Source organism: Paractinoplanes brasiliensis, from assembly GCF_004362215.1.
GTDB classification, from domain to species: domain Bacteria; phylum Actinomycetota; class Actinomycetes; order Mycobacteriales; family Micromonosporaceae; genus Actinoplanes; species Actinoplanes brasiliensis.
In genome coordinates, this window is sequence record NZ_SNWR01000001.1 from 6929496 (window position 1) to 6954669 (window position 25174).

22 protein-coding genes and 1 pseudogene are annotated in these 25174 nt (G+C 72.1%); 17 read left to right on the plus strand and 6 right to left on the minus strand.

Translation table 11 applies throughout. From position 1 onward, the window contains the following. The first annotated feature begins 192 nt into the window (after nt 1-192). Complete coding sequence (locus C8E87_RS30940; protein ID WP_133876347.1) at nt 193-909, plus strand: hypothetical protein; 717 nt, start codon at nt 193-195, stop codon at nt 907-909. On the opposite strand, the gene C8E87_RS30945 is transcribed toward C8E87_RS30940, so the two are convergent. From C8E87_RS30945 to C8E87_RS30955, 3 genes are all read right to left on the minus strand, one after another. Further along, nucleotides 906-2219 (minus strand): serine/threonine-protein kinase, encoded by a 1314-nt coding sequence (locus C8E87_RS30945; protein WP_133876348.1) that lies wholly within the window; start codon nt 2217-2219, stop codon nt 906-908. The two genes, C8E87_RS30940 and C8E87_RS30945, sit on opposite strands and share 4 nt — an antisense overlap. A gap of 51 nt (nt 2220-2270) precedes the next feature. Continuing rightward, on the minus strand, nt 2271-4457 hold the full coding sequence (locus C8E87_RS30950) for a bifunctional polysaccharide deacetylase/glycosyltransferase family 2 protein (protein WP_239080320.1): 2187 nt from the start codon (nt 4455-4457) through the stop codon (nt 2271-2273). 655 nt (nt 4458-5112) lie between these two features. Next, nucleotides 5113-6516 carry an MFS transporter gene (locus C8E87_RS30955; RefSeq protein WP_133876350.1) on the minus strand — a complete coding sequence of 468 codons (1404 nt, stop codon included), beginning with the start codon at nt 6514-6516 and terminating at the stop codon, nt 5113-5115. 75 nt (nt 6517-6591) lie between these two features. Here C8E87_RS30955 and C8E87_RS30960 point away from each other — a divergent pair, with 75 nt between their 5' ends. Continuing rightward, complete coding sequence (locus tag C8E87_RS30960; protein WP_133876351.1) at nt 6592-7137, plus strand: TetR/AcrR family transcriptional regulator; 546 nt, start codon at nt 6592-6594, stop codon at nt 7135-7137. A gap of 1 nt (nt 7138) precedes the next feature. Here the strand turns inward: C8E87_RS30960 and folP are convergent, their stop codons facing one another. Then, nucleotides 7139-8005 carry a dihydropteroate synthase gene (gene folP / locus C8E87_RS30965; protein ID WP_239080321.1) on the minus strand — a complete coding sequence of 289 codons (867 nt, stop codon included), beginning with the start codon at nt 8003-8005 and terminating at the stop codon, nt 7139-7141. A 204-nt stretch (nt 8006-8209) separates the two neighbouring features. Between folP and C8E87_RS30970 the strand changes: the two genes are divergently transcribed. The 5 genes from C8E87_RS30970 to C8E87_RS30990 all read left to right on the plus strand — a co-directional run bounded on the left by C8E87_RS30970 (nt 8210) and on the right by C8E87_RS30990 (nt 12045). After that, a complete protein-coding gene (locus tag C8E87_RS30970; RefSeq protein ID WP_239080322.1) occupies nt 8210-9049 on the plus strand; it encodes a hypothetical protein in 840 nt (279 codons plus the stop codon). Then, nucleotides 9046-9465: a phage holin family protein gene (locus tag C8E87_RS30975; protein ID WP_133876353.1), complete on the plus strand. Its 420-nt coding sequence runs from the start codon at nt 9046-9048 to the stop codon at nt 9463-9465. Before C8E87_RS30970 ends, C8E87_RS30975 begins: the two co-directional genes overlap by 4 nt. Beyond that, nucleotides 9441-10079, plus strand: coding sequence for a DUF3618 domain-containing protein (locus C8E87_RS30980; protein WP_133876354.1), 639 nt, complete (start codon nt 9441-9443; stop codon nt 10077-10079). Before C8E87_RS30975 ends, C8E87_RS30980 begins: the two co-directional genes overlap by 25 nt. Before the next feature lie 87 nt (nt 10080-10166). Then, nucleotides 10167-11114: a TIGR03557 family F420-dependent LLM class oxidoreductase gene (locus tag C8E87_RS30985; RefSeq protein ID WP_133876355.1), complete on the plus strand. Its 948-nt coding sequence runs from the start codon at nt 10167-10169 to the stop codon at nt 11112-11114. 49 nt (nt 11115-11163) lie between these two features. After that, a complete protein-coding gene (locus C8E87_RS30990) occupies nt 11164-12045 on the plus strand; it encodes a glycosyltransferase family 2 protein (protein ID WP_133876356.1) in 882 nt (293 codons plus the stop codon). Between the two features lie 137 nt (nt 12046-12182). Here C8E87_RS30990 and C8E87_RS30995 read toward each other — a convergent pair whose 3' ends face one another. Further along, nucleotides 12183-13079 carry an aldo/keto reductase gene (locus C8E87_RS30995; RefSeq protein ID WP_133876357.1) on the minus strand — a complete coding sequence of 299 codons (897 nt, stop codon included), beginning with the start codon at nt 13077-13079 and terminating at the stop codon, nt 12183-12185. Between the two features lie 67 nt (nt 13080-13146). Here C8E87_RS30995 and C8E87_RS31000 point away from each other — a divergent pair, with 67 nt between their 5' ends. Further along, nucleotides 13147-13755, plus strand: a complete 609-nt coding sequence (locus C8E87_RS31000; protein ID WP_239080323.1) for a TetR/AcrR family transcriptional regulator — start codon at nt 13147-13149, stop codon at nt 13753-13755. A 43-nt stretch (nt 13756-13798) separates the two neighbouring features. Here the strand turns inward: C8E87_RS31000 and C8E87_RS31005 are convergent, their stop codons facing one another. Continuing rightward, entirely contained in the window at nt 13799-15205 is a 1407-nt protein-coding gene (locus tag C8E87_RS31005) for an aldehyde dehydrogenase family protein (protein WP_133876359.1), read from the minus strand. A gap of 131 nt (nt 15206-15336) precedes the next feature. Between C8E87_RS31005 and C8E87_RS44690 the strand changes: the two genes are divergently transcribed. The 9 genes and pseudogenes from C8E87_RS44690 to C8E87_RS45845 form a co-directional block, all read left to right on the plus strand. Next, nucleotides 15337-16962, plus strand: a complete 1626-nt coding sequence (locus C8E87_RS44690) for a carbamoyltransferase family protein (RefSeq protein ID WP_203720710.1) — start codon at nt 15337-15339, stop codon at nt 16960-16962. Then, nucleotides 16959-17897, plus strand: a complete 939-nt coding sequence (locus C8E87_RS44695) for a glycosyltransferase family 2 protein (RefSeq protein WP_203720711.1) — start codon at nt 16959-16961, stop codon at nt 17895-17897. The genes C8E87_RS44690 and C8E87_RS44695 overlap by 4 nt, the downstream gene beginning before the upstream one ends. Beyond that, complete coding sequence (locus C8E87_RS31015; protein WP_133876360.1) at nt 17894-19462, plus strand: HAD-IIIA family hydrolase; 1569 nt, start codon at nt 17894-17896, stop codon at nt 19460-19462. The genes C8E87_RS44695 and C8E87_RS31015 overlap by 4 nt, the downstream gene beginning before the upstream one ends. After that, on the plus strand, nt 19459-20379 hold the full coding sequence (locus tag C8E87_RS31020) for a glycosyltransferase (protein WP_133876361.1): 921 nt from the start codon (nt 19459-19461) through the stop codon (nt 20377-20379). Before C8E87_RS31015 ends, C8E87_RS31020 begins: the two co-directional genes overlap by 4 nt. Next, nucleotides 20364-21572, plus strand: coding sequence for a glycosyltransferase (locus tag C8E87_RS31025; RefSeq protein WP_133876362.1), 1209 nt, complete (start codon nt 20364-20366; stop codon nt 21570-21572). The genes C8E87_RS31020 and C8E87_RS31025 overlap by 16 nt, the downstream gene beginning before the upstream one ends. Further along, nucleotides 21569-22171, plus strand: a complete 603-nt coding sequence (locus tag C8E87_RS31030) for a D-sedoheptulose-7-phosphate isomerase (RefSeq protein WP_133876363.1) — start codon at nt 21569-21571, stop codon at nt 22169-22171. Before C8E87_RS31025 ends, C8E87_RS31030 begins: the two co-directional genes overlap by 4 nt. Beyond that, nucleotides 22168-23538: a PfkB family carbohydrate kinase gene (locus C8E87_RS31035; RefSeq protein WP_133876364.1), complete on the plus strand. Its 1371-nt coding sequence runs from the start codon at nt 22168-22170 to the stop codon at nt 23536-23538. Before C8E87_RS31030 ends, C8E87_RS31035 begins: the two co-directional genes overlap by 4 nt. Nucleotides 23539-23540: 2 nt before the next feature. After that, nucleotides 23541-24221 (plus strand): SDR family oxidoreductase, encoded by a 681-nt coding sequence (locus C8E87_RS31040; protein ID WP_133876365.1) that lies wholly within the window; start codon nt 23541-23543, stop codon nt 24219-24221. A 371-nt stretch (nt 24222-24592) separates the two neighbouring features. Further along, nucleotides 24593-24820: pseudogene (locus tag C8E87_RS45845) on the plus strand (glycosyltransferase family 9 protein); the annotation flags it as partial. Between the last annotated feature and the right edge of the window lie 354 nt (nt 24821-25174).

A 25174-nucleotide genomic window follows, 5' to 3' on the forward strand; every position in this document is an offset into this window, starting at 1 on the left:
TCCTCATGGGAACGGGCCGTCGACGCTGGTCGGCGGCCCGTTTTGTATTGGCTGAGTGACGGATTGTGCATGATCACAGTGGAGAGTTGAATTCCCCACATGCGACAATCCGGCCCTAATGGAGTGATGACCTCGCCGTGCGGGTACTGGTAGCGTTGCCCGCCGTCGTCTACGCAGCGTGAGGAGTGACGAATGGCCAGCTGGATCTTGGTGCCCTGCCTGGTGAAGCTGCGCTCCGAGTTCAACACGATCGCGCCGAACCGCGACAGGTCCAGCGATGGTTCGGTGGGGGACACGGCACACCAGTCCAGCCAGTCGGACCACAATCCCGACGAGACCGGCAACGTGCCGATCCGCGACGCCGACAAGAAGAACGAAGTGCACGCGATCGACGTCGACGCCGACCTGCGGACCCCGGGCCTGACCATGGAGAAGGTGGTGCAGTTCCTGATCGCCCGCTCCAAGTCGGGCGCCGAGAAGCGGTTGCGCTACATCATCTACAACCGGCGGATCTGGTCGGCGAGCAACGGATGGCGCCAGCAGTCGTACACCGGTGCGAACCCGCACGACAAGCACGCGCACTTCTCGTCGTCGTACGAGACGAACCGCGAAGCCTCAGTGGCTTCCTGGCATTTGGAGGACATCCCCGTGGCACTCACGGCCGATGACAAGAAGTGGATCTCCGCGGAGATCGCCAAGCAGGTGAAGGCGCAGATCGACGACATCTGGTCCTTCAACGTCGGCAAAGCCACCAATACGCCGACGCAGCGGGCCGACGGCGCGATCGTGACCACGAACCTGCGTACGGGCGCGATCGCCAACGACCAGATGCCCAAGCTGTTCGACGCGATCGAGCAGCTCACGGCCGACGTTGCCGAGCTCAAGGCCCAGGTGACGGCGAAGTCCTAAGGGCCCGGCGTGGCGCCGGCCTCGGTCTCCGGGTCGCCACCCTCGGGCGGCGCCGACGTGGTGTCGTCGTCCGGCGGGTCCTCCCCGTCGGGTGGCGGCGGGGACACCGACGTCGAAGTGGACTCGCCGGGATCGGCCGTCTCCGTGGCGGAGGCTGACGGGCTGTCCGGCGGAGGCGCGGGACGCGTCGTCGAGGTCGGCCGTTGCGTCTGGCCGCGAGTGCGTGTGCCGGTCGGCTCGGGCGCGTCACCGGTCCCCACCGACTCCTGCGCCGACTGCGAGGGCGAAACCACCCCGGGGGTGCGGCCGTCGCCCCGGTTCGGCAGCCACACCGCCAGGGCCGCGATCGCCGCGACCAGCACCAGCGCCGCGGCGCCGGCGACGGCGAGCACCAGCGTGCGGCGTCGCGCGTCCTCACCCCGTACGGGCTCGGGAAGGGTCTGGGTTGTCGCGGCGTAACGCGGGGCCGCCAGGATTGCGGTTGTGTCACCGCCCGAGACCGCCCGGTCGGCCGCCGCCGCCATCGCCTCCCCGTCGGCGAAACGGTCCTCAGGGTTCTTGGCCATCGCCCGCATGACCAGGGCGCGCACCGCGGGCGGAACGTCCTCGGGCAGGTCGGGCGGCGGCTCACTCAGGTGCTGCATCGCGATGGCGATCGGGTTGTCGCCCAGGAACGGCGGCTGCCCGGCCAGGCAGTGAAAGGCGACCACACCCAGCGCGTACAGGTCGGCGGGCGGCCCGGTCGTCGCCTTCGACACCTGCTCGGGCGCGATGTACATCGCCGTGCCGACCACCTCGCGCGCGCCGGTCAGCGTCGACGAATCGGCCGAGCGTGCCACGCCGAAGTCGACCAGCACGACCGTGCCGTCCGCCTTGATGATCAGGTTGCTGGGCTTGACGTCGCGGTGCACGATGCCGGCCCGGTGCGCGGCCTCGAGGGCCCGTGCCGCCTGGGCCACCACCGACATGGTCTCGGCCGGGGTGAGCCGGCCCCGCTCGGCGATCCGCTCGCTCAGCGGCTCGCCGTCGATACGGGCCATGACGATGTACGCGTCCGTGCCGCCCTCGGTCTCGCCGAAGTCGTACACGTCGGCCACGCCCGGGTGGTGCAGCGCGGCCATCGACCGGGCCTCGTGCCGGAACCTTTCCTGGAAACCGGGGTCGCCGGCCCGGTCGGCGTGCAAGGTCTTCACGGCGACGTCGCGCCCCAGGACGGTGTCGGTGGCCCGCCAGACCTCACCCATGCCGCCGGCCGCGATCCGGTCGTCCAACCGGTACCGCCCACCGAGAATCTCACCTGGAGATGGCATGGAACTCCTCTACCCGAACACCGCTGTGACCATACGCTCCAACGACGACGGTCAACGTCCGGGAACGGGCGCGGAACCGAGATCGCCCGTGCGATGGATCGTCTGCCACTTCAGCCGCCGGCCGGTGACCGCGGCGATCGCCGAGTGCAGCAGCACAAGGTACATCACCTGGCGATAGACGACCTGTTGCAGGGGCAGCGTCCAGAGCGGGCGCAACGGCTCCCGGTCGAGCCGGAACGCGAGCACGGCGGTCAGCGCCTGCACGACGAGCATCGCGAGCCAGCCGATGATCGTGACCTCGCGGTCGAGAAACAGCAGCCCGTACACGGCCATCAGGTCGATCAGCGGCGCCAGCAACGGAAGCAGCACGCTGAACAGGACGATGAACGGCAGCCCGCGCCGCCCGAACCGGCCCGACGCGCCCCGGTCGGTCACGGCCTCGCGGTGCTTCCACATCGACTGCATCGTGCCGTAACTCCACCGGTACCGCTGCCGCCACAGCTGCTTTACCGTCGCCGGCGCCTCGGTGTACGCGCGTGCCTCCTCCTCATAGACGACCCGCCACCCCGCGCGGTGGATCGCGATCGTCAGGTCGGTGTCCTCGGCCAGCGTGCCGGTGCTGAGCCCGCCCACCTCGGTCAGCGCGGCCCGGCGGAACGCGCCCAGCGCCCCCGGGATCGTCGGGATGCAGCCGAACGTGTCGTACAGCCGCCGGTCCAGGTTGAACCCGATCACGTACTCGATGTGCTGCCACTTGCCGATCAGCCCGCGCCGGTTGCCGACCTTGACGTTGCCGGCCACCGCGCCCACCCGCGGATCGGCGAATGGCTGCACCAGCCGCCGGATCGCGCCGGGCTCGACCACGGTGTCGGCGTCCACCATCACGATCAGCTCGGTGCGCGAGAGCGCGACCCCGGCGTTGAGCGCGTTCGCCTTGCCGCCGTTGGGAATCCGCACCACCCGCACATTCCGCAGACCGAGTTCCCGTACGGCGTCACCGGTGCCGTCGGTCGAGCCGTCGTCGACGACCAGCACCTCGGCGCCCTCGTACGCGCTCGAGGCCAGCGATCGCACGGCGGGCCCGATGGTCGTCCTCTCGTTGTAGGCGGGCACCACGATCGTCACCGGCGCGGTCACCGGCAACCCCCACGACCAGTCCGGCCCTCGGCGGTGACGAGAGTGCCGCCACGCGAAGGCGAACAGGATGAAGGTCCGTACGACGATCAGCCCGCCCGCGGTGATCAGCAGCACCCACAGCACGTCCAGGACGGCGTCCGACACCCGTACGCTCCAGACGAGCGCCCGCCCTCGCCAGACCACCTCGGAACCGGCCGCCGGGTTGGCCTGCCCGCCGATCGCCGCGCTGACCGTGCTGAACCGGAAACCCCGCTGCTGCAACCGGGGGATCAGCCGATCGAGGGCCGCCACGGTCTGCGAACGGTCACCGCCGGCGTCGTGCAGCAGCACGATCTGCCCGGCGGTGCCCTTCGGCGTCAGGTTGCGCACGATCGCGTCCGCACCCGGGCGCTTCCAGTCCTCGCTGTCCATCGTGTCGAGCACGGTCAGATAACCCTGCGCGCCGACCGACCGCACGGTTTCCCAGTCCCGGTCGGTCAGCGCGTCCGCGAACGACGAGTAGGGCGGCCGCATCAACCGGGTCGAGCCGCCGGTCGCGTGGGCGATGGCCAGCTGGGTCTGCGAGTTCTCCATCTCGCGCCGCCACCCGGGCAGCCCGGCCAGGTCGGGGTGGGTGAACGTGTGCCCGCCCAGCTCGTGGCCCTCCCGCGCGATCCGTTCGGCGATCCCCGGATGCCGGGCCACCTGCGAGCCGACGACGAAGAATGTGGCCTGTGCCTGGTGCTTGGCCAGCACATCAAGGATCTTCGGCGTCCACTGCGGATCCGGCCCGTCGTCGAACGTGAGCGCGATCGTCTTCTCCGGAATCCCGTACGTGCTGATCTTCTCACCGGTCAGGTCGATCACCGGCCCGCCCTCGCGCACCTGCTGCGGAACCCTGGCGGCGCCCGTTGTGCTCGGCGCGGCGCCGTCCGGGCTGAACCCCGCGTCGGTGTAGACCTCGACCAGGATCACGGTTGCCAGCAGCAGCAACAGCGTCAGCGTCAGCGCCCCCGTCGCCACCCTGCGCCGCTGAATCCGGCGCCGCCGCTGCACCGGAGGCAACAGCGCGGTCGACTCCCCATCCGGCGGCGGCGGTGGCGTCGAACGATAAACCGTCACTTCCCGCAAACCTGCCCACTCGCACACGGCCCGGGCGGCGGCTTCGCGTCACCGACGAGCTGACTTACCCAGACCGCGATCAAGGCCACGATCAAGAGCATTCCCACCCCGTACGCCGTACGCCTGAGCCACCGCCGCCGCCCACCCGTCGGATCGACGAACACCGGTGGCGGGTCACCCGCACCCACGCGGAACATCTCGGTCTTGGCGTTACCGGGCAGCGGCGCCTTCCCGACCGCACGGCCGACCCGAGCACGCCCCTTGGACGGGTGCCCCACTCGCGCTCTCCCCTGCGTCGGGCGCCCCGGAGGCTGCCCTTCCTCCGGAGCCCGGCCGATGCTCGGTTCCTCAGGCACATCATCGACGCTAAGAGATGCCGGCCGGTTGCGCATTTCCACAGGCGTCTTGCCCGGGCATGCATCGGCTGCCCCGATCGCTCGCCGGCACTACGAGCGGGGACAGGCTTACCTGCCAGCGCTCTCGGACGATGCCTACGGCGGCAGCATGCGGGACCCGTTCGCCGAGGGCGTGTGAGGGGTCGCCGGGGTCGCCGGCCTGTCGTCCCGCTCAAGGACTTGCGACCGCCCGCGGGGGACGGGGCTGGTGACGGCCGTACGCCGGGCCTTGGTGGCGACCCGGCGTACGGGGAAGGGTTTCAGGCGTGGTTGCGGCGGGGGAGGCGGAGGGCCGCCAGCGCGCCCACGCCGACGACTGCGGCGCCGACGATGACGGCGGGGCGGGTGCCGTCCACGAAGGACTGAAGGGTTGTGTAGCCGCCGTATGAGCTGAAGATGGAGGCCAGGGCGGCCACGCCGGCGGCGACGCCCACCTCGCGGACGGTGTTGTTGACGCCGGAGGCCACGCCGCGGTCCTTGTCGGTGACGCTGGCCAGGGCGACCGTGCTGATGGGGGCGAAGGTCAGGCCCATGCCGATGCCGGCCAGGATGAAGGCCACGACCAGGCTGCCGTACGTGACGGTGGTGCTGACGCCCAGGCCGAGCCAGAGGATGCCCGCCGCCAGGAAGAGCTGGCCGGTGAAGATCAGGGCGCGCTGGCCGATGCGGTCGCCGAAGAGGCCGGCGAGGGGGGCGACGATCATCGGGGCGGCCGTCCAGGGCAGGGTTCGCAGGCCGGCGTCCAGAGGGCTCAGACCCTGCACCACCTGGAAGAACTGGGCCAGCAGGAACACCGAGCCGAAGGCGCCGGCCGAGAAGGTCAGGGTCACCGTGTTGACCAGGCTGAAGCCAGGGGAACGGAACAGGCGCAGCGGCAGCATCGGCGACGGGTTGCGGGACTGCCAGATCACGAACGCGGCGAGCAGGGCGGCGCCGGCGATCAGCATGGTGAGGATGCGTGGCGAGGTCCAGCCGCGTTCGGGGCCGTCGACGACACCCCAGATCACGAGCAGCATGCCGGAGGCGGAGAGCAGCAGGCCGAGCGGGTCGAGACGGCGGGCGCCGCCGCGGGACTCGCCGAGCACGGTCAGGGCCAGCACGACGGCCACGACACCGATGGGGACGTTCAGCCAGAAGATCCAGTGCCAGTCCAGGCCTTCGACGACCGCGCCGCCGACGACCGGGCCGACTGCCACGCCGAGGCCGCTGATGCCGCCCCAGATGCCCACTGCGGCCGTACGCAATCTGTCCGGCACCGCCTCGGCGAGCAGGGTGAGGGCCAGTGGCGCCACCGCCGCTCCGCCGAGGCCCTGAACTGCCCGCGCCGCGGTGAGCTGCCACGCCTCGCCGGCCAGGGCGGCGGCAGCCGAGGCGAGCGTGAAGACGACCAGTCCGGCGATGAACATGCGGCGGCGGCCGAGGCGGTCACCGAGGGCGGCGGCGGTGAGCAGGAAAGCCGCGAACGGCAGCGTGTACGCGTTCACGAACCACTGCAGGTCGGCCAGCGACGCGTTGAGGTCGGTGCGGATGACCGGCAGTGCCGTGCTCACGACCAGGTTGTCCAGCGTGACCATGAAGGTCGGGATGCCGACGGCGGCGAGCACGGCGGCCAGCGGGCGGCGGCGCTGCTGTCGCGGCGCGGGCGCCTCGAGTACGGCGGTCATGGTGTCCCCCAGAAAGTTGTTATCGACTGATAACTTCAAGAGGCACGTTAGTTATTGACTGATAACATGTCAACCGTGACCCGAACCCGCCTCACCGCCGAGGAACGCCAGGAGCAGCTGATCGCGGCCGCCGTCACGGCGTTCAGTCAGAACGGCTACGCCGGCACGACGACCGATCAGGTGGCCCGCCTGGCCGGCGTGTCCCAGCCGTACGTGATCCGCCTGTTCCGCACGAAGCAGGAGCTCTTCCTGGCCGCCGTGCTGCACGCGGGCGACCGCATCGAGGCCACCTGGCGCGCCGCGGCCGAGCGCGAGCCCACCCTCGAGAGTTTGGGTCACGCGTACAAGGACCTGCTCGAACATCCCGAACTGACCAGCATGCTGCTGCACGGGTTCGCGGCGGCGCACGACCCGGCCATCGGCGACCCCGTACGTGGGTGCTTCGGCCGGCTCTACGAGGTCGTCCGCGAGCTCACCGGGGCCACCGATGAGGAGGCGAGCGACTTCTTCGCCTTCGGCATGCTGCTGACCTGCATGGGCGCGATGCGGCTGGTCGGGCCGGACGCGGTGCCGCCGCAACCCTGGGCCGTGGGCCTGCTGTCCACCTTCGAGGAGCACTGACCTACATGTTGTGCCGGGTGTAGGCGGGTTCCCGCCAGCCCAGCATCGCCTCCGTCATGCGCACGGCATCGACCGTCGCCGGCACGTCGTGGACCCGCACGATCCGGGCGCCGCGCAGGATGCAGAAGACCACGGTCGCCAGCGTGCCGGCCAGCCGCTCGTCCTGCGCTGCGTCGAGGGTCTCACCGATGAAGTCCTTGTTGCTCACGGCGGCCAGCAGCGGATAGCCGATCGCCGCGATCTCGTCGAGCCGGCGGGTCAGCTCCAGGGTGTGGAGCGTGTTCTTGTTCAGGTCGTGACCGGGATCGATGATGATCTGGTCGGGCCGCACGCCCCGGTCGAGCGCCACCGCGACCCGGTCCTGCAGGAAAGCACGGATCTCGGCGGTGACGTCGGTGTACTGCGGGCTCGGCCACAGCGTGCGCGGCGCGGCCAGGCTGTGGCAGATCACCAGTTGCGCGTCGGTGCCGGCCACGGCGTCGGCCATCGCCGGGTCGCGCAGCCCCGAGGTGTCGTTGACCACCCCGGCCCCGGCCTTGATCACCTCGGTCGCGACCTCGGGCCGGAAGGTGTCGACCGAGACCACGCAGCGGGACTTGGCAGCCTCCACGACAGGCAGCACCCGGTCGAGCTCCTCGGCCGCCGAGACCTCGGGGCCGGGCGCGAACGGCACCCCGCCCACATCGATCCAGTCGGCGCCCGCCCCGGCCGCGGCGTCGACCGCGGCCAGCGCCTTTTCGAGCGCGTACGTGCTGCCCCGATCGTGAAAGGAATCCGGCGTGCGGTTGACGATGGCCATCACCGCGACCCGCCGGGAAAAGTCGAACGGGCGGCCGCCGATGACCCGTACTCCGGTCTTGTCACTCACGACGGTGCAGGGTAACAGGCCGGCCGGGCGTGATTTTCGAGCGGTGCACGAAATAGCGAAGGGCAATACGAATACCCGCATTCGGCCGGGTCATGCGAGGCCCTTTTCGCATTGTTCGGGTCATGGAATGAGGAATGACGGACTCCGGGTGCGGGTAGTTGATGCAGCGTAGGCACACGACGAATCCTTTCTGGAGGAATCCCCATGAGTGACGTGCCCTCGGGCGCTCGTCGACCGGACGACGCCTATACCGTCGACGTGCCGACCACGGCCGACCACCCCACCCAGGCATACGCCACCTCGCTGCCCGGCTCCGGCCCGACGGCCGGCTCCGGCACGGCCGGCGGCGCCAAGGAGAAGGCCAAGGAGGTCGCCTCCCAGACGGGACAGGCCGCCGGTCAGGCAGCGAGCGACGTCAAGGACACGGCCAAGGAGCAGGCGGCGCGCGTCGGTCAGGAGGCCAAGGCGCAGGCGTCCAACCTCGCCTCGGACGTGCGCAACCGCGTCAGCGACCAGGCCAAGACCCAGAACAACCGGCTGGTGAGCCAGATCCGCGACACCGCCGACCAGCTCGACGAGATGCGCGGCGACCGCGGCGACTCGCCCGCGGCGGCCGTCGTCTCGCGGGTGGCCGAGGGGGGCCGCCAGTTCGCGGACTACCTCGACCGCAACGGCCCCGACGGTGTGCTGCGCGAGGTGCAGGACTTCGCCCGCCGCCGTCCCGGCGCCTTCCTGGCCACCGCGCTCGCGGCCGGCTTCGTCGTGGGCCGGCTCGGCAAGGTCGTGGCCAAGGCCGACCCGGACGCCGGCGCCACCAAGCCTGGCAGCGACACCTTCGTGTCGGGCCAGGGCGACTACACCTCGCCGGTCACCACGCAGACCACGGTGACCACTCCGCCCACGGTGCCGGCCTACGCGCCCAGCACGGACGAGTACGCCACCGGCCCCGGTTACGCCAGCACGACGGAGTACACCTCGACCGGCACCGGCACCCCCACCGTCCGTGAGGAGTACGTGGTCGAGAGCCCGGAGCGGCTCCGATGACCGCGCCGAACCAGCACCGCGTCGCCGACGAAGAGGTCGCCGAGACCCCGGTCGGCGAGATGATCGGCAACATCAGCAACGACCTGTCGCAGCTGTTCCGGCAGGAGGTCGAGCTGGCCAAGGCCGAGCTCAAGCAGGAGGCCGCGAAGGCCGGCAAGGCCGGAGGCATGCTCGGCGGCGCCGCGTTCGCCGCCTACCTGGCCGTCGTCCTGCTCAGCTTCGCCCTGGTGTTCGCGCTCGACGCCGTGATGCCCGCGGGCTGGGCGGCGCTCATCGTCGCGGTCCTGTGGGGCGTCATCGGCGGCGTCCTCTACGTGAACGGCAAGAACAAGCTCAAGACCGTCGACCCCATGCCTCGCCGCACCGTCGACACGCTCAAGGAGGACGCCCAATGGCTGAAGAACCCGACCGGCTGAGGCAGCAGATCGAGAACACCCGGGCGTCGCTCACCCGCGACGTCGACCTGCTGGCCACCAAGACGAGCCCGTCCAAGGTCGCGCAGCGGCGCTGGACGGCGGTGAAGGAGAAAGTGATGGGCACCAGCTCTTCGGTGAGCTCCACGGTGGGCGGCAAGGCGTCGTCGGCCGGCCACTCGGTGAGCGACACGGCGTCGTCCGTGGGCGGCGCCGTCAGCGACAAGGCATCGCAGGTCAGCGACGTGGCGGGGGAGAAGGCGCACCAGGCGGCCGACGCCGTGCGCAGCGCCCCGCAGGCGGTCGCCTCGCAGACGCAGGGCAACCCGCTCGCGGCCGGCATCATCGCGTTCGGCGTGGGCATGCTCGCCTCGACGCTGCTGCCGGTCAGCGACGCCGAGAAGCGCGCCGGCCAGCAGCTCAAGGACCACAGCGGCGACCTCACCGAGAAGGTCAAGGATGTCGCCGAGGAGCTCAAGGACGACCTGTCCGGCTCGGCGCAGCAGGCGCTGGGCGAGGTCAAGTCGACCGCGCAGGAGGCGGTGCAGGCCACCAAGGAGACCGCGCGCTCCGACGCGCAGGACGTGAAGGATCAGGCCCGCTCGGCCACTTCCTGACCGTTGATGTCCGTTCGAGCCGGTTTCCCCGTACGGGGGCCGGCTCGAACGCGTTTGCCGGGCCTGTCGGGGGGAAGCTGGAGGAACATGAAACTCGGATACAAGCTGGCCGCGGAGGCCTTCGGACCCAAGGAGCTGATCCGCCAGGCCGTACGGGCCGAGCAGGCCGGCTTCGACTTCGTGGAGATCAGCGACCACTACCACCCGTGGCTCGACGTGCAGGGGCACTCGCCGTTCGCGTGGAACGTGCTGAGCGCGATCGCGACGAGAACCGACCGCCTGGGTTTGGCCACCGGGGTCACCTGCCCGACCGTGCGCTACCACCCGGCGATCGTCGCGCAGGCCGCCGCCACTTTGGCGATCATCTCGGACGACCGGTTCACGCTCGGCGTCGGCGCCGGGGAACGGCTCAACGAACACGTCGTCGGTCAGGGCTTCCCGAGCGTACGGGGAAGGCATGAACGCCTGGTGGAGGCGCTCGACATCATCAACCTGCTGTGGCAGGGCGGATACCAGTCGTACGAGGGTAGGCACCTGCAGTTGGAGGACGCGCGGGTGTTCGACCTGCCCGAGAAGCTGCCGGTGATCGCCGTGGCGGCGGGTGGCAAGCAGGCCGCCGAGCTGGCCGCGACCCACGGCACCGGGTTGTTCGCCACCGAGCCGCGCGCCGACCTGGTCGAGACGTTCACCGCGGCGGGCGGCACGGGACCGAAGTACGCCGAGGCCTCCGTCGCGTGGGCGCCGAGCGCGGAGGAGGCGGTCAAGGCCGCGCACGAGACCACCCGCTGGGCGGTGACCGGCTGGAAGGTGATGGCCGAGCTGCCCAACCCGGTCAACTTCGAGGCCGCCTCGGCCACCGTCCGCCCCGAGGACATCGCCGAGCAGTTCGCCGTCGGGCCGGACCCCGAGCCGTACGTGGAAATGGTCCGGGAATACACCGGCGCCGGGTTCGACCACGTCGTGCTGATGAACGCCGGCCCCGACCCGGACGGTTTTCTCGATTTCTTCGAAAAGGAGCTGAAGGGCCGCCTGTAATCCTTTCCGGTGGCTTGGGGGGCGCGCCGGCGGGGTATTGCGGATACCCGTGACCCTGACATCCTCCACCACGGTCGAGACCGATGACGTGACAGTCGTCGTCGCCACGCGGAATCGCCATGAACGGCTGCGTGAGACGTTTCCCCACCACCGGGCGCGCACGATTCTGGTCGACAACGGCTCCGACGAGGCGCCGCCCTGGTTCCCCGGAGTGCGGACAATTCCGCTCGGCGAGAACCGGGGAGCGGCGGCGCGCAACGTCGGGGTCTCGCTGGCCCGTACGCCGTTCGTGGCGTTCGCCGACGACGACTCGTACTGGACCCCGGGTTCGCTGGCCCGCGCGGCGGCGACGCTGCGGCAGCATCCGCGGGTGGCCCTGCTCGCCGCGCGGGTGCTGGTCGGCCCTTCGGGGCGCCTCGACCCGGTGTCGGCCGCCATGGCTGCCGCGCCGCTCGGGACCGCGCCCGGTGGGGCAGGGCCGTCGATCATGGGGTTCCTGGCCTGCTCGATCATGGTGCGGCGGGAGGCTTTCCTGGCCGTCGGCGGTTTCGAGCCACGCCTGTTCGTCTACGGCGAGGAGGGCCTGCTGGCGATGGACCTGGCGGCGGCGGGGCACGAGCTGGCGTATGACTCGTCGCTGGTGGTGCGGCACCTGCCCCAGCCTGCGGGGCGGGACAACGGGATGCGGGCGCGTGTCGAAGCCCGCAACCGGGTGCTGACCGCCATGCTGCGGCGGCCGTGGGGCGTTGTGGCGCGGGAGTTCGGTGCCGGGTGGCGGGCCGATCGCCGGGGAGCGGCGGACGCACTGCGCCAGGCCGGTTGGGCCTGGCGCCACCGACGCCCGCTGCCGCCGGGGGTCGAACGTGATTTGCGCCGCCTGTGGACAACCGACGCCGCCGAAATCACCCCTGTGGACAACGGCCGCCTTTGATCGCCAAAACCGCCTAATGTGGACGTAGGGTGGTGATCCCCCGGTCGGGTGGGTAGGGCTGGTTGTGACGATCATGGGGCTGCGGCGCCTCAGCGGCGAACGGCAGGCGTCGGGACGCGGTCAGCACATCGTGATCGTCACGTCGCGGGCGGCACGGTGTGATCGTCGGGGCCTGGGGATGCCAGGGCGTCCAGTGCTGCCGTCGCCTCCGAATCGAGTTCGATCGCGGCCACCGCCATGTTCTCGGTCAGGTGGTCCAGGCTGCGGGTGCCGGGGATCAGCAGGGTCGCCGGGCTGTGGCCGAGCAACCATGCCAACCCCACCTGGGCCGGGGTGATGCCGAGCCGACGCGCCTGGGCGACCACGACCGGGTGGTCGGTGACGGTGGGGATCTGGTCGAACGCCGAACCCAGCGGGAAGTACGGCACCCAAGCCACGCCCCGGGCGGCGCATTCCTGGAGCACGTCCTCGTGGTCGCGGGTGAGAACGTTGTAGAGGTTCTGCACGCAGACGATGCCCGCGGGGAGCGCTTGGCGCAGCTGGGGCAGGCTCACGTGGCTCAGGCCGATCGCGCCGATCTTGCCCTCTTCGCGCAGGGCGATGAGTTCGGCGAGCTGGCTGTCGAGGTCGACGACCTGGTCACCGCCGGCGATGATGCCGGGCTGCATGTCGGCGCGGCGCAGGTTGACGACCGGGATGCGGTCGATGCCGAGGGTCCGGAGGTTCTCCTCGACGCCCGCCCGCAGCTGGGCCGGTTTCTGCGCCAGGACCAGCCGTTCGACGGGGTGGCTGACGGCGCCCACCTTGCTGACGAGTCGCAGATCATTCCCGTACGGGTGGAGGGCCGTCCTGATCAGCTCGTTGACTCGCCCGTCCCCGTAGAACTGGGCCGTGTCGATGTGGTCGACGCCGAGCTCGACGGCCTGTCGCAGGATCTTGACGGCGTCTTCGCGATCGCCGTGTTCCAGCTGCATGGCGCCGAAGCCCACTCGCCGCACCCGGTGATCGCCCAGCTTGCCGTACTCGTCTGTCATTGCCGCCTCCGATACGATCGGCACAAGCGGAACCGATTCCGCTTGGATGGGGACCACCGTAACAGAAGTGGAGGCGATTCCGTTTTCTGGGAACGAGCGGCGTCCCGGCGCGCGCAGTGACGCCCGGCGCAACCGGCAACTGATCGTCGAGGCGGCCGCACGGGTGTTCGCGCACGGTTCGGAGCCGGTCAAGATGGAGGCGATCGCCCGGGAGGCGGGGGTCGGCATCGGCACGTTGTATCGCAACTTCCCGACGCGCGAGGCGCTGGTCGAGGAGGTCTACCGCAGCGAGCTCGACCGCCTGGCCGGGCTGGCCGAGCCGCTGCTGGCCGAGCATCCGCCCGCCGCCGCGATGCGCGAGTGGATGCGCCGCTATCGGGAGTTCGTCGCCACCAAGCACGGCATGGCGGAGGCCCTGCGCGCGGCGATCGCGAGCGGCGCGATCAGCTCGGCGCAGACCCGCGCCCAGCTCGAAGGGGCCATCACCACGCTGCTGGAGGCGGGCCGGGCGGACGGCAGCCTTCGCGCCGACGTCCTCCCGGCCGACATCATCGCGGGCATGGCGGGCATCATGCTGGCCGCCGCCGACATCGACCAGGCCGGCCGCATGCAGCAACTGCTGGTCGACGCCCTGCTCACCCACCGGGCCGAAGAAGCGCCGACACGCCCGGCCTAAGCCGCGACACGCCCGCAATGGGACGGGCGCCCGCCGCGAACGCTTACCAGCCCTGGGGTGGGGCTTCGATGTGGACGGCCTTCATCGCTGTCATCTCGTCGAGCAGTTCCGGCCCGTAGCCGAACCCCTGCCCGCTGCCCCGGCGCGGATGCGCAGCCCCGCCCGGCGCCCCGCCGAAGACGTTGTTGACCTTCACCGTGCCCGCGGGCAGCCGCCGCCAGGCGAGCTGTGCGTTGCTCATCGACGTGGTCAGAACCGAGGCCGCCAGCCCGTACGGGGAATCCGCCGCGAGTGAGAGGGCCGACGAGAACGAGTCAACGGTGACGACCGCCGCGACCGGCCCGAACGTCTCCTCGCGGACCACGGCCATGTCGTGGGTGCAGTCGGCCAGCACGGTCGGCGGATAGAACGCCCCGGGACCCGCCGGCGCCGTGCCGCCCCGCAGCACCCGGGCGCCCTCCTTGACCGCCTGCTGCACCTGCTCGTCGACGGCGTCGCGCATGCGCCGGTCCACCATCGGGCCGATCCGCGACTCCCACTGCTCGGCCTCGTTCTCCAGCGCCTCGAGGAACGCGCCGGCCACGTCGCGGTGCACGTACACCCGCTCGACCGCCACGCAGATCTGCCCGCTGTTGACGAACGCGCCCAGCGCCACCTGGGACGCCGCCCAGGCCGGATCGACTCCGGCGTCCACGATCACGGGATCGCTCCCGCCGTTCTCCAACAGAGCCTTCGCCCCCGTACGGGCACACGCCGCGGCAATGGAACGGCCGGTTGCCGTGGAGCCCACTTGAGCCACCACGTCCACGGCTGAGGCCGCCAGCGCCGCCCCGACCGGGCCGTCGCCGTTGAGCAGCGAGAACACGCCCGCCGGGAAGTGCTCGGCGAGCAGCTGGGCCAGGCGCCAGCCCGTCGCCGGCGTACGCTCGCTCGGCTTGTAGATCACCACGTTGCCCGTTGCCAACGCCGCGCCGAGCAGGCCGCACGACACCGCGACGGGGTCGTTCCACGGGGTGATCACGGCGACGACCCCGCGCGGCTCGTACGCCATGAGGTCGATCGCCGCGGAGTCGCCGGCCAGGGTGCGCCCGCGATGGGTCGGGCCGAGCTCGGCGTACTGCCGCAGCGTCCCCACCCCGGCCATGATTGATTCGCGGGCGCCGCCGACCGGTTTGCCCATCTCGGCGGTCATGATCTCGGCCAGCTCGTCGGCGGCCGCGGCGACGGCGTCGGCCGCCGCGTGCAGGGCCGCCGCCCGGGCCGCCGGCGCCGTGGCCGCCCATTCGAGTGACGCGGCGCGCGCCGTGGCCACGGCGGCCGCCACATCGTCCTCGCTGGAGATTGCCACCTCGGTGACGGGGGAGTCGTCGACGGGGCTGAGAACGGTCAGACGTCGCCCGGAGGCGCCCGGCTGCCACGAGCCGCTGACGTACTGCGAAACCTCATACATGTCGGCGCGCATGCCCGGGCGGGCGGTTCTCAAACACCTATCAGTGCAGGTGGGAACGCGGGCAAAGTTATATTTGCAAGAAGTCAATGATCTTTTGAGTACTCCGGAGAACCGCGGGTACCCGGCGCGCCATGCGAGTGCTGGGAATCAACGCGATCTTCCACGATCCGGCCGCGGCCCTGGTCGTCGACGGTCAGGTGGTGGCTGCGGCCGAAGAGGAGCGCTTCAGCCGCCGCAAGCACGGCAAGCGGCCGGTGCCGTTCGCCGCCTGGGAACTGCCCGAGATGGCCGCCGCCTGGTGCCTGGAGGAGGCCGGCCTGCGCCCGGGGGACCTGGACGCGGTCGCCTACTCGTTCGACCCCGGGCTGTCGCGGGACGCGGCGAGCCTGGGCCTCGACGACCCTTGGGACCACTTGCGCGTCGACTACGCGCGGCGGGCGCCGCAGTTCCTGGCGGCCGCGCTGCCCGGTCTCGACCCGGAACAGGTGCGGTTCGTGCCGCACCACGTCGCGCATGCGGCCTCGGCCGGGTTGTCGGTGCCCGAGGACAGCGCGACCCTGGTGCTCGACGGGCGGGGCGAGGTGGCCAGCCACCTGGCGGGCGCGTTCCGCGGCGGCGAGCTCGAGGTGTTCAAGAGCCAGGAGCTGCCGCACTCTCTCGGTCTGCTCTACGAGGACCTGACCCGCCACCTCGGGTTCCTGCACTCCAGCGACGAGTACAAGGTGATGGCCCTGGCCTCGTACGGGCGTCCGCGGTTCCTGAATCTGCTCCGCGAGCTGGTGCGGCCCACAGCGGACGGCGGCTTCACGGTCGACCGGATCGACTGGGGCGCCCTCGCGAAGGCCCGTACGGCCGACGGCGAGATGACCGCCGAGCACGCCGACCTGGCCTCCAGCGTGCAGGTGCGGCTCGAGGAGGTGCTGCTCGAGCTGGCCCGGTGGACGTACGAGGCCTCGGGTGGCCTCAAGACGCTGACGATGGCCGGTGGCACGGCGCTGAACTGCGTGGCCAACGGCCGGATCGCCGCCGAGGGCCCCTTCGAGCGGGTGTGGGTGCAGCCGGCCGCCGGGGACTCCGGCACGGCGCTGGGTGCGGCCCTGTCCGTACAGGGAAAGAATGTGCCTTTCGGCAGCGCGGCTCTCGGTCGTGGGTGGAGCGACGACGAGCTGGAAGCGGAGTTGCGCCGGGCCGGGCTGCCGTACACCCGGCCCGGGTCGATCGCCGCCGAGGCCGCCGAGGTGCTGGCCGCCAACGGGATCGTCGCCTGGTATCAGGGGCGCAGCGAGTACGGACCGCGGGCACTGGGCCACCGGTCGCTGCTGGCCCACCCCGGCGACCAGGACACCCAGACGCGCATGAACAACGTGAAGGGCCGCGAGCAGTTCCGGCCGATCGCGCCGATGGTGCGGGCCGAACGCTTCGACGACATCTTCGAAGGCGTAAACCCGAGCCCGTACATGCTCTTCGTGCACCAGGTGAAACCGGAGTGGAGGAGCCGCATCCCGGCCGTGACCCACGTCGACGGCACCGCGCGCGTGCAGACCGTCCACCGCGAGACCGAGCCGCTGGTGGCCGAGATGCTGGCCGAGTTCGAGCGGCTCACCGGCCTGCCCGTCGTCGTCAACACCTCACTCAACACGGCCGGCCGTCCGATGGTCGACACGCCGCGCGAGGCGATGGAGCTGTTCGGCTCGGCGCCGGTCGACCTGCTGGCCATGGGCCCGTTCGCGGTGCGCCGCGCGAAGGCGTTCGAGTGAGCGTCACCGTCGTCATACCCACGCTCGGCCGGCCCAGCCTGGCCGCGTTGCTCACCGCGCTCGCTCCCGGCGTGGCCGAGCACGACCTGGAGCTGCTGGTCATCGACGACCGGCCGGGCTCGCCGCCGCCGCTGGACGTCCCGGCGACCGTCCTGCCCGGACCGTCACGCGGGCCGGCCGCCGCCCGCAACGTGGGCTGGCAGGCCGCCAAGCACGACTGGGTCGCCTTCCTCGACGACGACGTGCTGCCCGACGCCGACTGGGCCGACCGGCTCGTCGACGACCTGGCCGAGGCCGGCGAGCGGGTCGGCGGCGTGCAGGGCCGGCTGCGGGTGCCGTTGCCGCCGGACCGCCGCCCGACCGACTGGGAGCGGGTGACGGCCGGGCTGGCCGAGGGCGCGTGGATCACCGCCGACATGGCTTACCGCCGGGTCGCCCTGGAGGCGTGCGGAGGGTTCGACGAGCGTCTGCCGCGGGCGTTCCGTGAGGACGCCGAGCTGGCTTTCCGCGTACGGGATCAGGGGTGGTCCTTGACGCGCGGGCGGCGCCGGGTCACGCATCCGGTGCGGCCGGAGAGTCCCTGGGTCAGCCTGCGCACGCAGCGCGGGAACGCCGACGACGCCCTGCTGCGCCGCCTGTACGGCCCCTGCTGGCGTGAGCTGCTGCAGATCCCGTCCGGCCGCCGCTCCCGCCACGTCGCGGTCACGCTCGCCGGCGCCGCCGCCCTGGCCCTGGCCGCCACCGGCCGCAGAGGACCGGCCACGCTCGCCGGTCTGGTCTGGGCGGCCGGGACAGCGGAGTTCGCCGCCGCCCGCATCGCGCCCGGCCCCCGCGACCCCCGCGAGGTCGCCACCATGCTCACGACCAGCGCGCTGATCCCGCCCGCGGCGACGTGGCACTGGCTGCGCGGCTGGTGGAGGTGGCGTGCGCTGTGAGCCACTTGTTCGATGCGGTCCTGCTCGACCGGGACGGCACGTTGATCGTGGACGTGCCCTACAACGGCGACCCCACCAAGGTCGAGCCGATGCCCGGGGCCCGCGAAGCGCTCGACCGGCTGCGCGCGGCGGGTCTGCGGCTCGGCGTCGTGACCAACCAGTCGGGCCTGGCCCGGGGCCGGTTCACCGCCGGGCAGCTGGCCGCGGTCAACCGGCGCGTGGAGGATCTGCTCGGGCCGTTCGACACGTGGCAGGTCTGCCCGCACGACAACACCGCCGGATGCCGCTGCCGCAAGCCCGCGCCCGGCCTGGTCACCGCGGCCGCGTCGGCGCTGGGCACCACCCCGGCACGCTGTGTGATGGTCGGCGACATCGGCCGTGACGTCGAGGCCGCGCAGGCCGCCGGGGCCGCCGCGATCCTGGTGCCGACCCCGGTCACCCTGCCCGGCGAAGTGGCTGCCGCGCCCGTCGTCGCCGCCACGATCACCGCCGCGGCCGACCTCATCCTGCAACGGGAAGCGCTGGTCACCCCCGCCTCCCGGCCGGGCCGCGCGGGAACCGTCCTGGTCGTCCGGTCCGATTCGGCGGGGGACGTGCTCGTCACCGGGCCAGGCATCCGGGCCGTCGCGGCCGGGGCCGAGCGGGTCGTGCTGCTCTGCGGTCCGCGCGGACGGGCCGCCGCCGAGCTGCTGCCGGGCGTGGACGAGATCGTCGAGTGGCGGCTGCCCTGGATCGACCCGCACCCCGGGCCGGTCGACCCGGCCGGCATCACGGCGCTGACCGAACGGCTCCGGGCGACCGGCGCCGAGGAGGCCGTCGTCTTCACCTCGTACCACCAGTCGGCGTTGCCGCTCGCGCTGTTGCTGCGGATGGCCGGGGTCGGCCGGATCACCGCGATCAGCGAGGACTATCCCGGGTCGCTGCTCGACGTGCGGCACCGCGTGCCGGAAGGCCTGCCGGAACCCGAGCGGGCGCGCAGCGTCGCCGCCGCAGCGGGTTTCCCCCTGCCGGACGGCGACGACGGCGGCCTGCGAGTGACCGGGGCCCCGCGTACGGAGTGTGGCGGCTACGTCGTCGTCCACCCCGGAGCGAGCTGTGCGGCGCGATCGTGCCCGCCGGACACCGTGCGGGACATCGTCGCCGCCCTCGCCGCCGCCGGTCACCGGGTGCTGGTGAGCGCCGGCCCGGACGAGCACCACCTGGCCGCGTACGTGGCCGGGAATGTCGCCGAGAGGACCGGGCGCACCTCGATGTCCGAGCTCGCCGCGATCCTGGCCGGCGCGACGGCGGTGGTGGTGGCCAACACCGGGCCCGCCCACCTCGCCGCCGCCGTCGGAACCCCCGTCGTGAGCCTGTACGCCCCGACCGTCCCGTACGGGCAATGGGGTCCCTACCGCGTCCCCAACGTCCGCCTCGGCCAGGCCGCCGCGCCCTGCCGCGGCACCCGCGCCGCCACCTGCCCGGTCGAGGGCCACCCCTGCCTGTCCACCATCCAGCCCGCGGAGGTGGTCGCCGCCGTCGCGCGGCTGGCCCCTGCCGCCCGGACCACCGAGGCCGCCGCGTGAACATTCTGCTCTGGCACGTGCACGGTTCCTGGACAACGTCGTTCGTCCAGGGCAAGCACCGCTACCTGATCCCCGTCAACGACGCCCGCGACGAGTGGGGCCGAGGCCGGGCCCGTACGTTCGACTGGCCGGCCACCGTCGAGGAACTGCCCCTCGGCGAGATCCGCGACGCCGACGTGGCGATCGTGCAGCGCCCCGAGGAGCTCGAACGCGTGCCCAAGGGCGTGCCCGTGATCTATGTGGAGCACAACACGCCCAAGGGCGACGTGCCCAGCACCCGGCACCCGATGGCCGGCCGCGACGACCTCGTGATCGCGCACGTCACCGACTTCAACGAGCTGATGTGGGACAACGGCGGCACCCGCACCACCGTGATCGAGCACGGCATCGTCGAGCCGAAAGCGCGCTGGACCGGCGAGATCGGCCACCTCGCGGTCGTGACCAACGAGCCCGTACGCCGGCGGCGAGTCACCGGAACCGACCTGTTCCCGCGGTTCGCGCAGGTGGCGCCGCTGGACGTCTTCGGCATGGGCGTCGAGGGCCTGACCGGGGCCAACGTCTTCGAGGACCTGCCGCAGCACCGCATGCACACCGAGGTCGCGCGCCGCCGCGCCTACCTGCACCTGTGCCGCTGGACGTCGCTCGGGCTGAGCCTGATCGAGGCCATGCAGATGGGCATGCCGGTCATCGGCCTGGCCACCACCGAGGCGGTCGTCGCCGTGCCACCCGACGCCGGGGTGCTCGACACCCGCGTCTCCACCCTGGTCGAGGCCGCGCACTGGCTGCTCACCGACGATGCCGCGGCACAAAGCCTCGGCGCGCGGGCCCGCCAGGTCGCCCTCGCCCGCTACGGGCTGGACCGGTTCCTCGCGGACTGGGACCGGCTGCTCGAGGAGGAAACATGCGCATCGCGATGATCTCGGAACACGCCAGCCCGCTCGCCGCCCTCGGTGGCGTCGACGCGGGCGGGCAGAACTCGCACGTCGCCGAGCTGGCCGGGGCGCTGGCCGCCGCCGGGCACCAGATCCGCGTCTACACCCGGCGGGACAGCGCCGACCGGCCCGCCGTGATACCGATGGCCGACGGGATCGACGTCGTGCACGTGCCCGCCGGACCGGCGACGGCCCTGCCCAAGGACGAGCTGCTGCCGTACATGGGCGCCTTCGCGGAATGGCTGGCCGAGAACTGGCGTACGGAGTGGAAGCCCGACGTCGCCCACGCGCACTTCTGGATGAGCGGGCTCGCCGCGGTCACCGCCGCACGCCAGTGCGACGTCCCGGTGGTGCAGACCTACCACGCGCTCGGCTCGGTCAAGCGCCGCCACCAGGGCTCGGCCGACACCAGCCCGCCGCGGCGCATCGCGTACGAGCGTGAGCTGGGCCGGGCCGTCGACCAGGTGATCGTGCAGTGCCAGGACGAGGTGCGCGAACTGCTGCGACTCGGTGTTCCCCGTACGCAGATGACGCTGGTGCCCTCGGGTGTCAACACCGAGCGGTTCCGTGCCGACGGCCCCGCCGTGGCCCGCGACCGGGGCCGCCTCCGCATCCTCACCGTGGCGCGGCTGGTCGAGCGCAAGGGCGTCGAGGACCAGATCCGGGCGCTGCCCGCCGTGCCGGGGGCCGAACTGGTCGTGGTCGGCGGCCCGCCCGACGGTGACCTCGGCAGCGACCCGTACGCCCGTAAGCTGCGCCTGCTCGCGGCGGAGTGCCGGGTCGCCGACCGGGTGGTGCTGGCCGGCGCGGTCCCGTCGCACGAGATGCCGCGGTGGTACCGGTCGGCCGACATCCTCGCCGCCACCCCCTGGTACGAGCCGTTCGGCCTCACCGTCCTCGAAGCCATGGCCTGCGGCGTCCCGGTCGTCGCGACCTCGGTCGGCGGGCTGTCCGACACCGTCGTCGACGGCGTCACCGGCGACCTCGTGCCCCCGCGCGACCCGGCCCGGCTCGGCCAGGCGCTGCGCAGACTCGCCGGCGACGACATGCGCCGGCTCTCCTACGGCGCGGCGGCCGTCGACCGCTCCCAGTACACGTATGCCTGGCCCCGGATCGCCGAGCGTCTCGCCGAGGCGTACGCCGGGGTCGCCGCGAACACCCCGGAGGTAGTGGCGTGACGGACTTTCTCGAGACGCACCTGTCCGCGCTGACCGCGGCGATCGGACCGTTCCGCGCCGAGGCCGGGCGGCTCGCCCGGTGGGGCGCCGACCTCGCCTGGCACCTCGGTCAGGGCGGGCGTCTGCTGGTGGCCGGCAACGGCGGCAGCGCGGCCGAGGCCCAGCACCTGGCGGCCGAACTGGTCGGGCGGCTGCGCGAGGAACGCCGGCCGCTGTCCGCGATCGCGCTCACCCCGGACTCGTCGGCCATCACCGCGCTCGGCAACGACTACGGCTTCGAGGAGATCTTCGCCCGGCAGGTCCGCGCCCACGGCCGCCCCGGCGACGTGCTGATCACGATGTCGACCAGCGGGCGCAGCCCCAACCTGCTGGCCGCCGTGCGGGCCGCCAAGGAATGCGGGCTGCGTACGTGGGCGATGACCGGGCTCGGCGGCCCGCTCGCCGACGCCTGCGACGAGGCGTTGCGCTGCCCCTCGCCGGACAGCCAGGTCGTGCAGGAACTGCACCTCGTGGCCGTGCACCTGATGTGCGAATACCTCGACCGGACGCTGCCGGCGGTCGCCCCTTTCGCGGATTTCCAGGTGGAGGTGACGGTATGAGGCTCGTCATCGTCGGCGACACCCTGCTCGACCGGGACGTGGACGGCAGCGTACGGCGGGTCGCCCCGGACGCGCCGGCGCCCGTGCTCGACGAGGAGCGGGTCTCCGAGCGTCCCGGCGGGGCCGGCCTGGCGGCGCTGCTCGCGGCGCAGTCGGGTCAGGAGGTCGCGCTGGTCACGGCCCTGGCCGATGACGCCGGGGGCGCCCGCCTGAGCGAGCTGCTGGCCGAGGCCGGGGTGAGGGTCTACGCGCTGCCGCTGCTGGGCGCCACGCCCGAGAAGGTGCGGCTGCGCTCGGACGGGCACGTGCTGCTGCGCCTGGACCGCGGTGGGGAGGCCCAGCCGCCGGGCGACGCTCCCGAGGCGGTGCTCGACCTGCTTCGCGGGGCGAAAGCCATCCTGGTCAGCGACTACGGACGTGGGGTGGCCCGGCATCCGGAGCTGCGGCGGGCGCTGGGCGAGACCAAGGCGGCGATCGTCTGGGACCCGCACCCCAACGGCCCGCCGCCGGTGCCGAACACGCGGCTGGTCACGCCGAACCTGGCCGAGGTGCGCAAACTGTCGGGCGACGGGGGCGGCGGCTCCACCTTGGCCGCGGCTCAGCGAGGCGCCCAGGCGTTGCGGCAACAATGGCGGGCCGGCGCGGTCGTCGTCACGTGCGGGGCTGACGGGGCGGTGCTGTGTCACTCGGGGCCGACCCCGCTGGTCGTGCCGGCGCCGGAAGCCGGGGACGGCGACACCTGCGGGGCGGGGGACAGGTTCGCGGCCAGCGCGGCGCTCGCCCTGGCCGAGGGGGCGCTCGTCTCCGAAGCCGTGCAGCGGGCGGTGGCTGATGCTTCTGCGTACGTGGCCGGCGGTGGCGCGGCCGCTCCCGCTCGCGAGCCCGTCGCCGTCCGCGAACGGATCGGGGCCTCCGACGCAGGGCGGCTCGTGGCCGAGGTACGCGAGCGCGGCGGGACCGTCGTGGCCACGGGCGGCTGTTTCGACCTGCTGCACGTCGGGCATCTGGCGACCCTGCGCGCCGCCCGCCGGCTCGGTGACTGCCTGATCGTCTGCCTCAACAGCGATGACTCCGTACGGGGTCTCAAAGGTCCCGAGCGGCCGTTGAACCCGCAGCAGGACCGGGCACGCATGCTCGCCGCCCTCGACTGTGTGGACGCCGTGGTGATCTTCGGCGAGTCCACCCCGGAGGCGGTGCTCACCTGGCTGCGGCCCGACGTGTGGGTCAAGGGCGGGGACTACGACTCGCTGCCGGAGACCGAGCTGGTCGAGCGGTGGGGCGGCCAGACGGTGATCGTGCCCTACCTCGACGGCCGGTCCACCACCAAGACCATCAACGCGGCGCAGGCCGCTTCCTCGCGGAGGTAAACATGGACGCAGTTATCGTCACCGGTGGTTCGAGCGGGCTCGGTGCGGCCGTGGTCGACGCCGTCATCAAGGCCGGCGGACGCCCGTACGTGATCGACCGCCAGGCCCCGGCCGACGGTGTCGCCTGGATCGAGTGCGACCTGGCCGACACCCGCGCCGCCGAGGCCGCCACCCGCCGCGCGATCGAGGAGGCCGGCGGCGCCGTCGACGGCGTCGTGACGGCAGCGGGAATGGACGTGCCCGGTGCGCTGGCCGACATCCCCGGCGAGACCTGGGACCGCATCGTCACCATCGATCTGCTGGCCACCGCGGCCGTCATCCGGGCCGCGATCCCGGCGCTCAAGGAGTCGCACGGAGGCATCGTCACCGTCGCCTCCACGCTCGGCGTCAAGGCGGTCAGCGACGCCACCGCGTACTGCGCGGCCAAGTTCGGCGTGGTCGGCTTCACCCGGGCGCTCTCGGCCGAACTGGCCGGGCAGGTCAACGTGACCCTGGTGATCCCCGGCGGGATGCGGACCAAGTTCTTCGACGAGCGCGACGACCAGTACAAGCCCGGCCCCGACGCCATCCTCAACGACCCGGCCAACGTCGCCTCGGCCATCATGTTCGCCCTCGGCCAGCCCCGCGGCTGCGCCGTCCGCGAACTGGTGATCGCGGCCGAGACCGAGACGTCCTACCCGTGATCCTCGCCCTGCGCGCGCTCGGGGTGGGGGATCTGCTCACCGCGGTCCCCGCCCTGCGCGCCCTCCGCGGCGCCTTTCCCGAGCAGACGCTCGCCCTGGCCGCCCCGACCTGGCTGACGCCGCTGATCACCCTGATCGGCGGCGTCGACCGCATCATCCCGTTGTCCGGCTTGGAGGCCGGGTCGTTGCCGCCCGGTTCTCTGGCCGTGCCATCTGCCTCGCCGCCCGGTTCGCCGGCGGTGCCACCTGCTTCGCTGCCCGGTTCGCGGGCGGTGCCATCTGCCTCGCTGCCCGGTTCGCCGGCGGTGCCGTCCGCCTCGCCCCCCGGCTCCTCGGCGCTGGGGTCGTCGCCGCCTTCCTCCCTTTCCGTGCCGCCGATCTCCCTGGCCGTCAACCTGCACGGGTCGGGGCCGGAGTCGCATGGGCTGCTCCAATCCGCAGCGCCCGACCGGCTGTGGGCGTTTGCCTGTCCCGCGGCGGGGCATCACGACGGTCCGGCTTGGGAAGAGGAGGAGCACGAGGTGCAACGCTGGTGCCGCCTGCTCGCCCACTACGGCGTGAGTGCTGACCCTTCTGACATTTCGCTTTTGTCGCCCGCCGGCTTCGAGCCCGCCGGCTTCGAGCACGTCGGCTTCGAGCCCGCCGGCTTCGAGCCCGCCGGCTTCGAGCACGTCGGCTTCGAGCACGTCGGCTTCGAGCCCGCCGGCTTCGAGCCCGCCGGCTTCGAGCACGTCGGCTTCGAGCACGTCGGCTCCGAGCACGTCGGCTCCGAGCACGCAGACTCCGAGCACGCAGACTCCGAGCCTGCCGGCCAACCCGACATTTCTCTTTTGTCGGGTAGCTCGAAGCCGCGATCAGCGACTGACGGCGGCTCGGCCCCACTCGTCGGCGCTCACCTTTCTGGCCCTCCATCTCCATACGACAATTCCGACTTGTCGCCCAAGAGGACCGGT

Excerpts from the sequence above, each read along its gene's own strand:
- C8E87_RS30940 (WP_133876347.1), top strand. The coding sequence starts at position 193 with ATGGCCAGCTGGATCTTGGTGCCCTGCCTGGTGAAGCTGCGCTCCGAG.
- C8E87_RS30945 (WP_133876348.1), bottom strand. The coding sequence starts at position 2,219 with ATGCCATCTCCAGGTGAGATTCTCGGTGGGCGGTACCGGTTGGACGAC.
- C8E87_RS30955 (WP_133876350.1), bottom strand. The coding sequence starts at position 6,516 with ATGACCGCCGTACTCGAGGCGCCCGCGCCGCGACAGCAGCGCCGCCGC.
- C8E87_RS30970 (WP_239080322.1), top strand. The coding sequence starts at position 8,210 with ATGAGTGACGTGCCCTCGGGCGCTCGTCGACCGGACGACGCCTATACC.
- C8E87_RS30975 (WP_133876353.1), top strand. The coding sequence starts at position 9,046 with ATGACCGCGCCGAACCAGCACCGCGTCGCCGACGAAGAGGTCGCCGAG.
- C8E87_RS30980 (WP_133876354.1), top strand. The coding sequence starts at position 9,441 with ATGGCTGAAGAACCCGACCGGCTGAGGCAGCAGATCGAGAACACCCGG.
- C8E87_RS30985 (WP_133876355.1), top strand. The coding sequence starts at position 10,167 with ATGAAACTCGGATACAAGCTGGCCGCGGAGGCCTTCGGACCCAAGGAG.
- C8E87_RS30995 (WP_133876357.1), bottom strand. The coding sequence starts at position 13,079 with ATGACAGACGAGTACGGCAAGCTGGGCGATCACCGGGTGCGGCGAGTG.
- C8E87_RS31005 (WP_133876359.1), bottom strand. The coding sequence starts at position 15,205 with ATGTATGAGGTTTCGCAGTACGTCAGCGGCTCGTGGCAGCCGGGCGCC.
- C8E87_RS44690 (WP_203720710.1), top strand. The coding sequence starts at position 15,337 with ATGCGAGTGCTGGGAATCAACGCGATCTTCCACGATCCGGCCGCGGCC.
- C8E87_RS31025 (WP_133876362.1), top strand. The coding sequence starts at position 20,364 with ATGCGCATCGCGATGATCTCGGAACACGCCAGCCCGCTCGCCGCCCTC.
- C8E87_RS31035 (WP_133876364.1), top strand. The coding sequence starts at position 22,168 with ATGAGGCTCGTCATCGTCGGCGACACCCTGCTCGACCGGGACGTGGAC.
- C8E87_RS31040 (WP_133876365.1), top strand. The coding sequence starts at position 23,541 with ATGGACGCAGTTATCGTCACCGGTGGTTCGAGCGGGCTCGGTGCGGCC.